The sequence below is a fragment of the Bradyrhizobium sp. YR681 genome, from assembly GCF_000282615.1.
Taxonomy (GTDB): domain Bacteria; phylum Pseudomonadota; class Alphaproteobacteria; order Rhizobiales; family Xanthobacteraceae; genus Bradyrhizobium.
Genome location: NZ_AKIY01000323.1, coordinates 1 through 11966 on the forward strand (window position 1 = coordinate 1; position 11966 = coordinate 11966).

Annotated in this window: 16 protein-coding genes and 1 pseudogene; 8 read left to right on the top strand and 9 right to left on the bottom strand. The window is 63.7% G+C overall.

What is annotated here, in order from left to right:
- Window positions 1–298: pseudogene (locus PMI42_RS34325) on the top strand (pyrroloquinoline quinone-dependent dehydrogenase); the annotation flags it as partial.
- A 46-nt stretch (window positions 299–344) separates the two neighbouring features.
- Here the strand turns inward: PMI42_RS34325 and PMI42_RS34330 are convergent.
- Entirely contained in the window at window positions 345–587 is a 243-nt protein-coding gene (locus PMI42_RS34330; RefSeq protein ID WP_008143802.1) for a PilZ domain-containing protein, read from the bottom strand.
- A 183-nt stretch (window positions 588–770) separates the two neighbouring features.
- Between PMI42_RS34330 and PMI42_RS34335 the strand changes: the two genes are divergently transcribed.
- On the top strand, window positions 771–1064 hold the full coding sequence (locus PMI42_RS34335) for an HdeA family protein (protein WP_008143805.1): 294 nt from the start codon (window positions 771–773) through the stop codon (window positions 1062–1064).
- Window positions 1065–1189: 125 nt separating this feature from the next.
- On the opposite strand, the gene PMI42_RS34340 is transcribed toward PMI42_RS34335, so the two are convergent.
- Window positions 1190–1654: a PaaI family thioesterase gene (locus PMI42_RS34340; RefSeq protein WP_008143807.1), complete on the bottom strand. Its 465-nt coding sequence runs from the start codon at window positions 1652–1654 to the stop codon at window positions 1190–1192.
- A 372-nt stretch (window positions 1655–2026) separates the two neighbouring features.
- On the opposite strand from PMI42_RS34340, the gene PMI42_RS34350 reads away from it, so the two are divergent.
- Both PMI42_RS34350 and PMI42_RS34355 read left to right on the top strand, forming a co-directional pair.
- Window positions 2027–2320 carry a hypothetical protein gene (locus PMI42_RS34350; RefSeq protein ID WP_008143809.1) on the top strand — a complete coding sequence of 98 codons (294 nt, stop codon included), beginning with the start codon at window positions 2027–2029 and terminating at the stop codon, window positions 2318–2320.
- A gap of 104 nt (window positions 2321–2424) precedes the next feature.
- A complete protein-coding gene (locus PMI42_RS34355; protein WP_008143810.1) occupies window positions 2425–2679 on the top strand; it encodes a hypothetical protein in 255 nt (84 codons plus the stop codon).
- Window positions 2680–2688: 9 nt separating this feature from the next.
- Here the strand turns inward: PMI42_RS34355 and PMI42_RS34360 are convergent, their stop codons facing one another.
- Both PMI42_RS34360 and PMI42_RS34365 read right to left on the bottom strand, forming a co-directional pair.
- Window positions 2689–2922: a DUF6894 family protein gene (locus PMI42_RS34360; protein WP_008143812.1), complete on the bottom strand. Its 234-nt coding sequence runs from the start codon at window positions 2920–2922 to the stop codon at window positions 2689–2691.
- Window positions 2923–3115: 193 nt separating this feature from the next.
- Window positions 3116–3304 (bottom strand): hypothetical protein, encoded by a 189-nt coding sequence (locus PMI42_RS34365; RefSeq protein WP_008143815.1) that lies wholly within the window; start codon window positions 3302–3304, stop codon window positions 3116–3118.
- Between the two features lie 442 nt (window positions 3305–3746).
- Here PMI42_RS34365 and PMI42_RS38285 point away from each other — a divergent pair, with 442 nt between their 5' ends.
- On the top strand, window positions 3747–3998 hold the full coding sequence (locus PMI42_RS38285; protein WP_193376366.1) for a hypothetical protein: 252 nt from the start codon (window positions 3747–3749) through the stop codon (window positions 3996–3998).
- 94 nt (window positions 3999–4092) lie between these two features.
- Entirely contained in the window at window positions 4093–4338 is a 246-nt protein-coding gene (locus PMI42_RS34375; RefSeq protein WP_008143817.1) for a DUF2798 domain-containing protein, read from the top strand.
- Window positions 4339–5019: 681 nt separating this feature from the next.
- On the opposite strand, the gene PMI42_RS40235 is transcribed toward PMI42_RS34375, so the two are convergent.
- Window positions 5020–5187: a hypothetical protein gene (locus tag PMI42_RS40235; protein ID WP_008143820.1), complete on the bottom strand. Its 168-nt coding sequence runs from the start codon at window positions 5185–5187 to the stop codon at window positions 5020–5022.
- A gap of 113 nt (window positions 5188–5300) precedes the next feature.
- On the opposite strand from PMI42_RS40235, the gene PMI42_RS39525 reads away from it, so the two are divergent.
- Window positions 5301–5465, top strand: a complete 165-nt coding sequence (locus PMI42_RS39525) for a hypothetical protein (protein ID WP_157195868.1) — start codon at window positions 5301–5303, stop codon at window positions 5463–5465.
- An 874-nt stretch (window positions 5466–6339) separates the two neighbouring features.
- Here the strand turns inward: PMI42_RS39525 and PMI42_RS39530 are convergent.
- Window positions 6340–6600, bottom strand: a complete 261-nt coding sequence (locus tag PMI42_RS39530) for a hypothetical protein (protein WP_008143823.1) — start codon at window positions 6598–6600, stop codon at window positions 6340–6342.
- 226 nt (window positions 6601–6826) lie between these two features.
- The gene (locus PMI42_RS34385; RefSeq protein WP_035967465.1) at window positions 6827–7060 is read right to left on the bottom strand and encodes a hypothetical protein; all 234 of its coding nucleotides are present in this window, start codon (window positions 7058–7060) and stop codon (window positions 6827–6829) included.
- 198 nt (window positions 7061–7258) lie between these two features.
- Here PMI42_RS34385 and recA point away from each other — a divergent pair, with 198 nt between their 5' ends.
- Entirely contained in the window at window positions 7259–8347 is a 1089-nt protein-coding gene (gene recA, locus PMI42_RS34390; protein ID WP_008143825.1) for a recombinase RecA, read from the top strand.
- Between the two features lie 223 nt (window positions 8348–8570).
- On the opposite strand, the gene gcvP is transcribed toward recA, so the two are convergent.
- The gene (gcvP, locus tag PMI42_RS34395; RefSeq protein WP_008143826.1) at window positions 8571–11435 is read right to left on the bottom strand and encodes an aminomethyl-transferring glycine dehydrogenase; all 2865 of its coding nucleotides are present in this window, start codon (window positions 11433–11435) and stop codon (window positions 8571–8573) included.
- Window positions 11436–11597: 162 nt separating this feature from the next.
- Window positions 11598–11966, bottom strand: a complete 369-nt coding sequence (gene gcvH / locus PMI42_RS34400) for a glycine cleavage system protein GcvH (protein ID WP_008143829.1) — start codon at window positions 11964–11966, stop codon at window positions 11598–11600.

Below are 11966 nucleotides of genomic sequence, written 5' to 3' on the forward strand. Positions count from 1 at the left end.
GTGGCAGGGCCGGCTGCCGGTGCCCGGCGTTGCCAATCCCATGACCTATCTCTGGAAGGGCGAGCAATATGTCGCGATCGGCGCCGGCGGTCACTCCGAGGCCGGCACCTCGATCGGAGACAGTGTCGTTGCCTTCCGCCTGGCGCGGCCGGGCGAGGGACCGTCGCTATGGTCGCGCACGATCGATCGTCCGGGCGGACGATTCTTCACGGTGTCGGCGGCGATTGCGTTCGCGTTCATCGCACTCGTGATCGCGGGCCTGCGCTGGCGCCGTCGTCATCGTGCCGTGCGAGTATAGCGCGACATCGCGCGTGCGATGCGAACGATCATTCATATGATATGGACTACTGTACGAAAGCGAGGCCGATGCGCCTGTCGCTGCGCCACACTTCGCGGCAATCCCGTACAAAATTGTCGCGCGCGATCGAAAGTGTGAGAGATTTCGGCAGTATGACAGAGACCTCGAGGTCGATCGCCGCGCCGCCTTCCGACATGTTTCGAACCGTGCACGCGATCCCGCCGTCTTCAAAAGTGAGCTTTCCACCCTTGAAAACACGGTAACGCTGCGCTGCACGCTTCTCGATCATCCGCATTAATCCATAATGACGATCGTGAAATAGTGCATAGAAATTACGTTGAACTAAACTCAATACTGGCGCTACTTGCGCAGCGCTTCAGACTTCGTTTACGACGTTGAAGCGGCGAGTCACCCCCGCCGACTTTCCTCACAAGCCTTTCCTTTATGGCGTTACGCGCCGATGGAGATTCCGATGAAGACCACGCTTTCGATCCTGTTCGCCGCAGCGTTCTCGCTGTCATCGATGCCTGCCCACGCCGTCAAGTGGGATCTCTCGACCATGACCTGCAAGCAGTTCCTCGAGAGCGGCGAAGACAACATCTCGGTCGTGCTGACCTGGATGGACGGCTGGTACAAGGGCGACGAAGACAACGCGATCATCGACACCGACGTGTTCATCGAGAATGCAAAGAAGTTCGGTGCCTATTGCGGAAAGAATCCAACCGTCAGCATCGTCACTGCGGCCGACGAAATTCTCGGCAAGTAATTCTTGAAGGCAGGCCGGCTGAAGCGCGGATAAAATCGCGCTCCAGCATCTCGCTTCGATCCGATCGTGATAGAGAGCCGCGGTGCGCCTTGCGCTCACGCGGCTCTCTTCTTTTGGGATGATTTTCAGCCCGGCAGCATCGCGAACGCGCTCGACACCATCGCCACCTGCTTGTTGTCGGTGGCCGAAAGCAGCGTGACGTGGCCAAAGCTCATGGTGCGTCCGAGCCGCACCACGCGCGCATCGGCCAGTACGTCCGAGGAGGAGACCGCGCGCATGAAATGCGTGGTCTGGTCGACCGTCGTCATCGGACGATAGCCGCGATTGGCGGCGAGGTTCGCGATCACCATCGCGGTGTCGGCGAGCGCCATCAGCGCCTGGCCGCAGACCACGCCGCCGTTGCGGCACAGCCGCTCCGAGAATGGCATGCGGAGCAGCGCGCCCGGCTGCCAGTCCGCTACGTCCGCCGGCTGAACGTGCTCGATGCGCTCGACGGTGAGGTTGAGATCCTGGACCCAGGGCGCAAAGACCTCGCCGAGGATGCGTCTGGCGTCGTCGATGCCGAACTCGGTGTCTGGCTGCGATGGCATTGCGGTCGTTGCCTCCTGTGTTGCCGGATGTTTCGGCGCATCTTGCGCGGATCGGCGCGGCAAAGTCACCCGGTCTGGCGCCGGTCTCCTCGGCTTGAAAATGCCCGACTTCGCCCGATATGATGGCATGCTTGGGAGCGGGTGGACGATGTTGCGTCGGTGTGTCCTCGTGTTTTCGCTGGTGGCGCTCGGCCTCGTGCTGGACGGCTGCACCAGATGCGGCCCGATCTGGGACGATTGGCTGCATGCACCGAAATCGTGCCGATCGGATCGCCTCTAGGCTCTAGCGCGGCATTCGGGTCCGGACGGCCGGTTGACAGGGACGACAAGGCGCGGTTGATCCGCCCCAGATGGATGATCGAGGAGTATGTGATGAAGCTTTTCCGTATGGCGGCGGTGCTGCTGGCCGTGCTGGCGGCTCCGGCCTATGCGCAAATGCCCAATCTGAATTTGCTGCAGGAAGGCCCGGGCAAGACCCCCGAGGAGAAGGCAGCCGATGCAGAGCGCGAAAAGGCCTACAAGGAGACGCTGAAGAAGATCCCCGACGCCAAGGCGTCCAACGATCCCTGGGGCGGCATGCGCTCCGATCCGCCGAAGCAACCCGCGCCGAAGGCGGCCGCGACCAGCGCGCCGAAGAAGACCAAGACCGGCACGGCCGCGAACTGACGGGATGGCCCCGACGGAGGCGGCTGACGCCTCCGGCCGGGACTCCCCTTCATCCGGCCCGCTCCCTACATTGCCCTCATGTGCTGCGTAGAGGAGGGCAGGTCATGGCCGATCGTCCGCGGGATCTCGCCGAACGCATGGCGCGCCGGCGCGGGATCGGCGGCAAGCCGGCCGGGCGCGACGGCGACGGCTACCTGCGCGAGACCTTCACCCTGCCGCGCGCGGCGGCGCGGGCGAGGGCGGAGGCGTTCTTCGCCCGCTACCCCAAGGCCGGCTATATGAGCGTGGTCGAGACTTGGCGCGAGCTGCCCGGCGGCGACATCGAATTCACCATGCGGCGGCTGCCCAGCGCGGATTAGCGGCCGCGCCTAGTCCAGCGTCTCGGCAACGATACGGATGCGGAACACCGGCTGCTTGGCCTCGTCCAGGAGCTCCATGTGCCATTCGGAGTTTTCCTTGAGCCTGCGGGCAATGCCCACGGCCATGTCGGCGCACACGCTGGTCATTTCCTTCCAGGCCAAATCGCGGTCGGCAAATTCCGTCGCCTGGTCCGCACAGCCAGAATAACAGCCGTTCCGGATTCGAAAGAAATAGAGCGGCATGGCTGGCACCGGTCGCGTGATGGCCCGGCTTCAAGGCCGTGGGTGCGCAGTGCAGTCCCAAACCACCGGCAGATCAATTCCGGGCCGCTACGGACACCACCCCCGGCCCGGGATGCCGCGGTTCCGTGCAAGCCATGGCGTATTGCGGCGCACAATCGCGCCGGTCTCGGCCCGGCAGTTCAGGCCGTCTCGTTCAGGCCGTTTTGCGTCCGATCGCTTTCAGCTCCCGATCGATGCGCAGCTGCACGCGCCGGATCGCCAAGAGGTCGATCTTGGTCTCGGTTTTGCCGGTCTTGAGCTGTTCGCCGATGCGGAACTGCCACTGCCAGATTCCAGGAATTGCCGTCTTGGCGACGGTGAACTCGACGCCCCTGTGATTCATGGTCTCACCTCCCACGATTCACCTTCCATCAATGCAAAACATGTTGGGCGTCATAATATTCCCGGGACAAGAGAAATCTGCTGATAAGTCTTGGATAGTTCACGGAAATCTCGCAAGCGCGCGCGCTCCGAAACAAACGAAATCCGATTTCGAAAGATGCGGGCTCGCGGCGTGCGCAGGATCAATCGCCAGACGACGTGTGCAACTGCGGAACTTTGTTCATGGTCGGAGAACCACGGAGCAGGGAACGCGGCCTGACGGTTCCGGACTCCCGCGACGGGAACTGCCGCGCTCGCGGCCGCAGGCGACACGATAGGTCGCGACCATTCGAAGCGAACATGCGTGTTTGAGGCTTTTCCACTTTTGCGTGCGGCGCATCTATGCTCTGCTGAGGCGCCGAAGAGCCGAAGAGCGGGAGCGCGACGTCGCGAGAGAGGAACGCGTGAACTGGCTGAGACATCTTGTGCTGCGCTGGGGTGCACGAAATTTCTCGCTGGTCTGTCCGCATTGCCGGCACCCGGCGTCGTCGTCGACGTTCAGGCGCGGACGCTATATGCTCGGTGACGAGACGCTCGTCTGTGACGCCTGCGGCGAGACCAGCGTCGTCACCTTCTGGCGCTTCGAAGGTTTGTCGTGCCGCGCTGATCGCACTGACGCGAGGCAGTGCGCGCCGCTGCCGAACTCGCGGCACTGAGCGAGCGCCGGCGATCCCGCGGCACATCCATCTCGATGCGCGTGACGGCATGTCCCTTGCTTGACCTGACGACGGCCAACAACATGGGCGCGTCATGCTCGGCATTCCCCGCCGCTATTCTAATTTCGTCTTCGGTGTCATCCAGTCCGGCCTGACCTCGCTGATCGCGGCGGGCATCGCCAGCTTTCCCGCAACGGGTGCGACGGTCTTCCTCGCGCACTGGATGGTGTCGTGGCTGATCGCATGGGCCGCGATGCTGCCGATCGTGCTGCTCGCGGCGCCCGCGATCCGCGCCTTCTCGCTGCGGCTGACGCGGGAGGAGAGCGGCGGGCAGGCATGAAAAAACCCCGCTTGGGGAGAGCCAAGCGGGGAGAAGGTTATTGGAGGCTGAGGTGCTGGGCTGCAACACCATAGCCAAACGACCCTAGCTGGCCGAGCTTACGACAGCCTGACAACGCCGCAGATCCGCTTGCGCCCGAGGCGCTGGTCCATCCGCGCAAAACAGAAAACCCCGCTCGGGGAGGAGCGGGGTCGTCGGCTGGGTATGGAGGCCCGGTGTTGGTCCACCGGGCGCAGCGACATTAGGCGAATCTGCTGACAGGTGCCTGACGGCAGTGGCGAAAGCTGCGTCCTGGAGGCCGCAGACTGGCCCCGCACGCGTCCCAATTTGGCCACCCGACCGCACCACTCAAGCCACAGCCGCAGGCGAGATTCCGCAATGCCCGGCGCAGCCATGGGGGAAACGTGGCCCGCCGGGAGCGGGGTGGCATCATGGACAACGTAGAGCGGTCATTTGCCGCCGCGACAGCGGCTGGCTTCGTGGTGCTGGTGATCGGCCTCGTGCTGCTGGCGCTGCTGTGAGCCGGTGCACGCAACACCCGGCCATCGCGCATGCCGGTGGCCGGCGCACGGACGCGCCTTTCAAAAAACTCGAAAACAACCCCATGCACAGTAGGCCGCCACACAATCGTGACGGCTGATCAATGAGTTAAATGAGGTATTTAGATACCTGAAGCCCGGCCTAATGCACCTTGATCGCGTCGAGCGGCAGGTGCAGTTCGGCGGCGCGCTCTTCGCGGTCCTTCCTGCGGAACTCGTTTTCCTTCCGCTCGAACTTGATCATCTCCTCATGCGCCGCCTCGAGCAGATGATTGCGCCTGGTTGCATCATGCTGCGTGTTTTCCGTCATGGCCGAGGTGTCCCCATTATTGCGGCCCAACCCGATAGAAGGCCGCAAACCGCGAAAAAGTTCGATGCCGCGGGATTGTGGAAGCATGACGGCATCCAGCGCGTGCGTCTTTGATGCACGTCAGCTTCAGGCGACGCCACGATCGGCAACGTCGCACCTCACTTTTTGCGAAGGGCAGGGAGCGCAGGGCGCTGGCGTTGCTCATTCCCGGCGACGCGAAGATCCAGGTTTCCGCCAGCTGGCTCGCATTGATGCTGTTCAGCGATCCGCGAAAATGATGCAGCGCGGACGAAAGGCGTCGCGTTGCTCTATCTGTACAGCAAGGTGCCGAGGCACATGATCAGCATCACGGTGCCGAGCGCAGCTGTGACGAGCGCGCGTTCCGCCTTGTTCGTCAGCTCATCCTCTGGCATGGCGCCCTCTCGAATTCACGAGGGGGCAACTTAACAAATGTCAGGTTGTTCCGAGCTCACAGCTCCCATCGCGCACTAGTGGCAAGGTTTCGTCGCGGACCGGACAGACAAGGGTCCGGACTGGGTTTTGACTGGGCTTGCGCGGCCTGGAAGCCGCTCGGCCACCCGAAGGCCCCGGCGCTTGCATCCAGCCCCTGAGCGCTGGGGCCGATCGCGGCCATGGAAGCAAAAACGCCGCCCGCTTAAATCAAGCGCGGACGGCGGCATTCCAGCCCCGGGAGGGTGAGAGTAAAATCCCGATAGTTGTTTGTCCGTGCGATTGGGCGAAAGGTTCATTCGTTCGAATGACGTCGTCGGCCGAACGGGTGTGCAACTGGCGGCGTGGTCGATGTTACGCACAGTCCGCCGGCTGCGCGAGGCGGCTTCAGGCCACTTCATCCTCCCAAACATGCTTGCGACACTTGCTGCACTGGAAGAGTTGCACGTTTCGGTTTGCGGTCGGATCGAACAAAGTCAGGATCCGCTGTCCGAGCGCGAGGAAGCATGAGGGGCACTTCGGGCCGTTGGCCCGAGAGGAATCCGCCTTGTCCGTCTCTGTCATCTTGGCCGGCCTCACCGCTCTTGATCAGGCGGGAGCGCAAGAGCTCTCAGTCACCGATAATCGCCGAGGTCCGATCGGTGATGTCAGGCTAATAGCATCTGTGCCCGGTTCCGGACATAGGAACCGTGTCGTCCGGTGTTAGTCACGCGAGTGAATTGGGATACTGCCTATCAACTCAATCGAGGCGGCCTCGCGCTGCCCAACTGGGGCCACCGAACAAGGCGAACGGAAGCGGTCCCCATGCCAGATCCGTTTGAGCTTCGCGGCCAAGGCCGCGGCGATGTGCTCCATCCAGCGCTGATCCTCCGCCAGTTTCAGAAGGAGGGCGTCCTGGGCGTCGTTGTCGTTGAAGATTTGCGGACGGGGAGTAGGCGCGATCTTCTCAATGAGAATGAACATGCGGTCCTGCTTTCAACAGGAGCAAGTACCGGCACCCGCCAAAAGTTCCCGCGCCGGGGGAGATGATAATCGGGAGGCCGCAGCCCGGGCGATCTCAGCCACCCGCCCATGTGCGAGCCGGTCTCGGTCTGTCTGGCTTTGCGGAGCAGGGTTTCGGGCTATGGGCTCAAGAGGGGGCCGGAATTGCCCCCATTTCCATACAAAGCGGGCGCCAACTGAGGCGGCCTTACTCCTGCTCGCGGCCAAGTTCTATCTTCAGGGCGGCGCGGCCAATGTCCGTGATCCGGTAGAATCCAGGACGGCTCTCTTCAAGAATCCCAAGCGCCAGACAATCTTCCACCATCCAATCTGGAAGGTCGGCGTCCTCTGCTCCGTTTTGAAGACTCTGAAGCGTGCCCGTCTGATCGCTCGTGAGTGCAGGCGGGAACAGTATCCGTAAGTCTTTGGGCGACTTGCTCATCAGAACCAAGAATAGGCCATTTCAGGCCAGTCTTGAAATCAAGCTAGGCTACCCGCGCTCGGAAACAGGCCAGCGCCCAAATTCACAAAAGAACATATTGCGAACTAGGAACAAATAGGGTACATTGCTTTTATCGCCAGCCCGCCCCGCCAATCGTTTGTCCCCCTAGCGAATCCTCGCCATAAGGAGCACGACCCAATGTCCACCACTGCCCTGCGTATCGTCGAAGGATCTTCCATGGACAAGACTAAAGCTCTGGCCGCCGCGCTCTCCCAGATCGAGCGCCAGTTCGGCAAGGGCTCGGTGATGAAGCTCGGCAAGAACGACCGTTCCATGGATGTCGAGGCGGTGTCCTCGGGCTCGCTGGGGCTCGACATTGCGCTGGGGATCGGCGGCCTGCCAAAGGGACGCGTCGTGGAAATCTACGGGCCGGAATCCTCGGGCAAGACCACGCTGGCGCTGCACACGGTCGCGGAGGCGCAGAAGAAGGGTGGCATCTGTGCCTTCATCGACGCCGAGCACGCGCTCGACCCGGTCTATGCGCGCAAGCTCGGGGTCAACATCGACGAGCTCCTGATCTCGCAGCCGGACACCGGCGAGCAGGCGCTGGAAATCTGCGACACGCTGGTGCGCTCGGGTGCGGTGGACGTCCTGGTGGTCGATTCGGTCGCGGCGCTGGTGCCGAAGGCCGAGCTCGAGGGCGAGATGGGCGATGCACTGCCGGGTCTCCAGGCGCGGTTGATGAGCCAGGCGCTGCGCAAGCTCACGGCCTCCATCAACAAGTCCAACACCATGGTGATCTTCATCAACCAGATCCGCATGAAGATCGGTGTGATGTACGGCTCGCCGGAAACCACGACCGGCGGCAATGCGCTGAAATTCTACGCCTCCGTCCGCCTCGACATCCGCCGCATCGGCGCGATCAAGGAGCGCGACGAAGTGGTCGGCAACACCACGCGCGTCAAGGTGGTGAAGAACAAGCTGGCGCCGCCCTTCAAGCAGGTCGAGTTCGACATCATGTACGGCGAGGGCGTCTCCAAGATGGGCGAGATCCTCGATCTCGGCGTCAAGGCCGGCATCGTCGAGAAATCCGGCGCCTGGTTCTCCTATGACAGCCAGCGTCTCGGCCAGGGCCGCGAGAATTCGAAGGCGTTTTTGAAGGCCAACCCCGACATCACCGCCAAGATCGAGACTGCGATCCGCCAGAACTCCGGCCTGATCGCCGAGCAGATTCTCGCCGGCACGCCGGAGCGCGACGCCGACGGCGAGGAGCCGGCGGACGAGTAAGCCTTACCGCGAAGAGTTTTTCGCGAGGAGCGGGCGCTGAGGACGTTGAGTTGCCGACGTCTTCGGGGCCCGTTTCGTTTTGCGCTGTAGGCCGTAGGGTGGGCTAAGGCGCGCAAGCGCCGTGCCCACCCTATTTCAACACAGACAAAGGTCGCGGGCACGCTTCCGCCTTCGCTCTTCGAGCTACGGCGGACGAGTTGCTTTGCCCATCCCCCGCCGCGTCTTACTCCGCGGCTTCCGCGTAATCGCTCACCGGCGGGCAGGAGCACACCAGATTGCGGTCGCCATAGACGTTGTCGACGCGGCCGACCGGACTCCAGTATTTGTCGGTGCGCGAGCTGCCTGCGGGGAAGCAGCCTTCGGCGCGGGTATAGGCGCGCTTCCAGTCGTCGTCCGCGATGTCGTGCACGGTGTGCGGGGCGTGGCGCAGCGGCGAGGCCGTGATCTCGAAGCGGCCGGCCTCGACCTCGGCGATCTCCTTGCGGATCGCGATCATCGCGTCGCAGAAGCGATCAAGCTCTGCCCTGGATTCCGATTCGGTCGGTTCGATCATCAGCGTGCCCGGCACCGGGAAGCTCATGGTCGGGGCGTGGAAGCCGTAGTCGATCAGGCGTTTTGCGATGTCGTCCACGGTGACGCCTGATGTCGTCTTCAGCGGACGGGGATCGACGATGCACTCATGCGCGACGCGGCCCTTCTCGTTCTTGTAGAGCACGGGAAAGTGCGGATCGAGCCTGGCTGCGATGTAGTTGGCGTTGAGGATCGCGATCTCGGTGGCGCGCTTGAGGCCGTCACCGCCCATCATCAGGATGTAAATGTAGGAGATGGTCAGGATCGACGCCGAGCCGAACGGCGCGGCGGAGACCGGGCCGACCGGCGCTTCACCGTTCGTCGCCGGGTGGCCGGGCAGGAACGGCGCAAGATGCGCCTTGACGCCGATCGGGCCCATGCCGGGGCCGCCGCCGCCATGCGGAATGCAGAAGGTCTTGTGCAGATTGAGATGGCTGACATCGGCGCCGTAATCGCCGGGCCGCGAGAGGCCAACCTGCGCATTGAGGTTGGCGCCGTCCAGATACACCTGGCCGCCATGGCTATGCACGATGTCGCAGATCTCGCGAATGTGCTCCTCGAAAACGCCATGGGTCGAGGGATAGGTGATCATGACCGCGGCGAGATCGTTCGAATGCTTTTCCGCCTTGGCGCGGAGATCATTGACGTCGACGTCGCCGTTCTTCTCGCAGGCGACCACCACCACGTCCATGCCGACCATCGCGGCCGAGGCCGGATTGGTGCCGTGAGCGGAGGAGGGGATCAGGCAGATTTTGCGGTGCGTCTCGCCGCGCGCCGCGTGATAGCCGCGGATCGCAAGCAAGCCGGCATATTCCCCCTGCGCGCCCGAATTAGGCTGCAGCGAGATCGCGTCATAGCCGGTGATGTCGCACAGCCATTGTTCCAGCCGCGCGAACAGCGCGTGATAGCCCCTGGCCTGCTCGCGCGGGGTGAACGGATGGAGGCTGCCGAACTCCGGCCAGGTCAGCGGCATCATCTCGGTGGTCGCGTTCAGCTTCATGGTGCAGGAGCCGAGCGGGATCATGGCGCGGTCGAGCGCGAGGTCGCGGTCGCTGAGCTTGCGCATGTAGCGCAGCATCTCGGTCTCCGAGCGATGCGCGTGGAACACGGGATGGGTGAGGTAGGTGGTGGTACGCTTCAGCGTATCAGGCACTGCCTCGCGCGTCGTGGCGTCGATTTCGGCGTAAGACAGCGTACCGCCGAAGGCGCGCCAGACGGCTTCGACAGTCGCCGGCGTCGTGGTCTCGTCGAGTGCGATCCGCAAGCTCGTATCGCCAACACCAAGATTGATCTTTTCGGCGGCGGCGCGCGCGACGATCTCGGCTCGCCCTGCACCGGCATCCACGCTGAGTGTGTCGAAGAAGGTTTCGGACTGCAGCGCAAAGCCGAGCTTGCGCAGGCCCGCCGCGAGCACGGCGGCGCGGCGGTGCACGTTGCGCGCGATCTGCGTCAGGCCCTCGGGGCCATGATAGACCGCGTACATCGAGGCGATCACGGCGAGCAGCACCTGCGCGGTGCAGATGTTGGAGGTGGCCTTCTCGCGGCGGATGTGCTGCTCGCGGGTCTGCAGCGCGAGGCGATAGGCCGGCGCGCCACGGGAATCCACGGACAGGCCAACGATGCGGCCGGGCAGCGAGCGCTTCAAGGCATCGCGCACCGCCATATAGGCCGCGTGCGGCCCGCCATAACCCATGGGGACGCCAAAGCGCTGCGCCGAGCCGATCGCGATGTCGGCGCCAAGCTCGCCGGGCGAGGCGAGCAACGTCAGCGCGAGCAGGTCCGCGGCCACGATCGCGAGCGCGCCCTTTGCCTTGAGCGCCGCGATCGCGGGCCGGAGGTCGCGCAGGGCGCCCGAAGAGCCCGGATATTGCAGCAGCGCGCCGAGCACGTCACACTTGTCGAGATCAACGAGGGGATCGCCGACGACCAGGGTCCAGCCCAGCGGCTCGGCACGGGTGCGCATCACCGCCAGCGTCTGCGGATGCACGTCCTTGTCGACGAAGAAGGCCTTTGCCTTGACCTGCGAATGCCGCTCGGCGAGCGCCATCGCTTCGGCCGCGGCGGTTGCTTCGTCCAGCAGCGAGGCGTTGGCGACGTCGAGCCCGGTGAGGTCGCAGATCATGGTCTGGAAGTTGAGCAGCGCCTCCAGCCGGCCCTGGCTGATCTCGGGCTGATAGGGCGTGTAGGCCGTGTACCAGGCCGGGTTCTCAAGGATGTTGCGCTGGATCACCGCGGGCAGGATCGTGCCGGAATAGCCTTGGCCAATCAGCGAGGTGAAGACCTGGTTCTGGGCGGCCAGCTCGGCCATGTGCGCGATCGCCTCGGTCTCGCTCAAGGGCTTGCCGAGATCGAGCGGGGCGGCCTGCCGGATCGACGCCGGCAGCGTCTCCGCCATCAGCGCGTCGACGCTCTTGGCGCTGACGGTTTCGAGCATTGCGGTGACATCGCGCGCCGACGGGCCGATGTGGCGGCGAACGAAAGTGGCGGTGTCGCCGTTGGATTTGCGGTGCGCGGTCATCATGGGTCCTCGCTTTAGATTTCGCTGTCGCCGTCATGCCCCGCGAAGGCGGGGCATCCAGTAAACGCAGGCGTCACGGCTTGAACCGAGAAGCTGCGGCGTACTGGATCGCCCGCCTGCGCGGGCGATGACACTGAATGTGAGGTCAGTGCTCGCTTCATCTCACGCCGTATGTGCCTTGTACGCGGCTTCATCCATGAGGCCGCCGAGCTCGCTCTTGTCGGCAATCTTGATCTTGAAGAACCAGGCCTTGCCTTGCGCGTCCGAGTTCACCAGCGCCGGCTCGGCGGCGAGCTCGGCGTTGGTCTCGAGCACTTCGCCGGTGACAGGCGCGTAGACGTCGGAGGCGGCCTTGACCGACTCCACGACGGCGGCGGCTTCCGTCTTCTTCAGCGTGCGGCCGACTTTGGGCAATTCGACGAACACGACGTCGCCGAGCTGGGACTGCGCGTAATCGGTGATCCCGACGGTGGCGACGTCGCCGTCGATGGCGAGCCATTCATGGTCGGAAGTGTACAGCGTCGTGGTCAT

What these genes read in the sequence shown, in the direction of transcription:
- PMI42_RS34330 (WP_008143802.1), bottom strand. Translation starts at nt 587, where the DNA reads ATGATCGAGAAGCGTGCAGCGCAGCGTTACCGTGTTTTCAAGGGTGGA.
- PMI42_RS34335 (WP_008143805.1), top strand. Translation starts at nt 771, where the DNA reads ATGAAGACCACGCTTTCGATCCTGTTCGCCGCAGCGTTCTCGCTGTCA.
- PMI42_RS34340 (WP_008143807.1), bottom strand. Translation starts at nt 1,654, where the DNA reads ATGCCATCGCAGCCAGACACCGAGTTCGGCATCGACGACGCCAGACGC.
- PMI42_RS34350 (WP_008143809.1), top strand. Translation starts at nt 2,027, where the DNA reads ATGAAGCTTTTCCGTATGGCGGCGGTGCTGCTGGCCGTGCTGGCGGCT.
- PMI42_RS34355 (WP_008143810.1), top strand. Translation starts at nt 2,425, where the DNA reads ATGGCCGATCGTCCGCGGGATCTCGCCGAACGCATGGCGCGCCGGCGC.
- PMI42_RS34360 (WP_008143812.1), bottom strand. Translation starts at nt 2,922, where the DNA reads ATGCCGCTCTATTTCTTTCGAATCCGGAACGGCTGTTATTCTGGCTGT.
- PMI42_RS34365 (WP_008143815.1), bottom strand. Translation starts at nt 3,304, where the DNA reads ATGAATCACAGGGGCGTCGAGTTCACCGTCGCCAAGACGGCAATTCCT.
- PMI42_RS34375 (WP_008143817.1), top strand. Translation starts at nt 4,093, where the DNA reads ATGCTCGGCATTCCCCGCCGCTATTCTAATTTCGTCTTCGGTGTCATC.
- PMI42_RS40235 (WP_008143820.1), bottom strand. Translation starts at nt 5,187, where the DNA reads ATGACGGAAAACACGCAGCATGATGCAACCAGGCGCAATCATCTGCTC.
- PMI42_RS39525 (WP_157195868.1), top strand. Translation starts at nt 5,301, where the DNA reads ATGCACGTCAGCTTCAGGCGACGCCACGATCGGCAACGTCGCACCTCA.
- PMI42_RS39530 (WP_008143823.1), bottom strand. Translation starts at nt 6,600, where the DNA reads ATGTTCATTCTCATTGAGAAGATCGCGCCTACTCCCCGTCCGCAAATC.
- PMI42_RS34385 (WP_035967465.1), bottom strand. Translation starts at nt 7,060, where the DNA reads ATGAGCAAGTCGCCCAAAGACTTACGGATACTGTTCCCGCCTGCACTC.
- recA (WP_008143825.1), top strand. Translation starts at nt 7,259, where the DNA reads ATGTCCACCACTGCCCTGCGTATCGTCGAAGGATCTTCCATGGACAAG.
- gcvP (WP_008143826.1), bottom strand. Translation starts at nt 11,435, where the DNA reads ATGACCGCGCACCGCAAATCCAACGGCGACACCGCCACTTTCGTTCGC.
- gcvH (WP_008143829.1), bottom strand. Translation starts at nt 11,966, where the DNA reads ATGACCACGACGCTGTACACTTCCGACCATGAATGGCTCGCCATCGAC.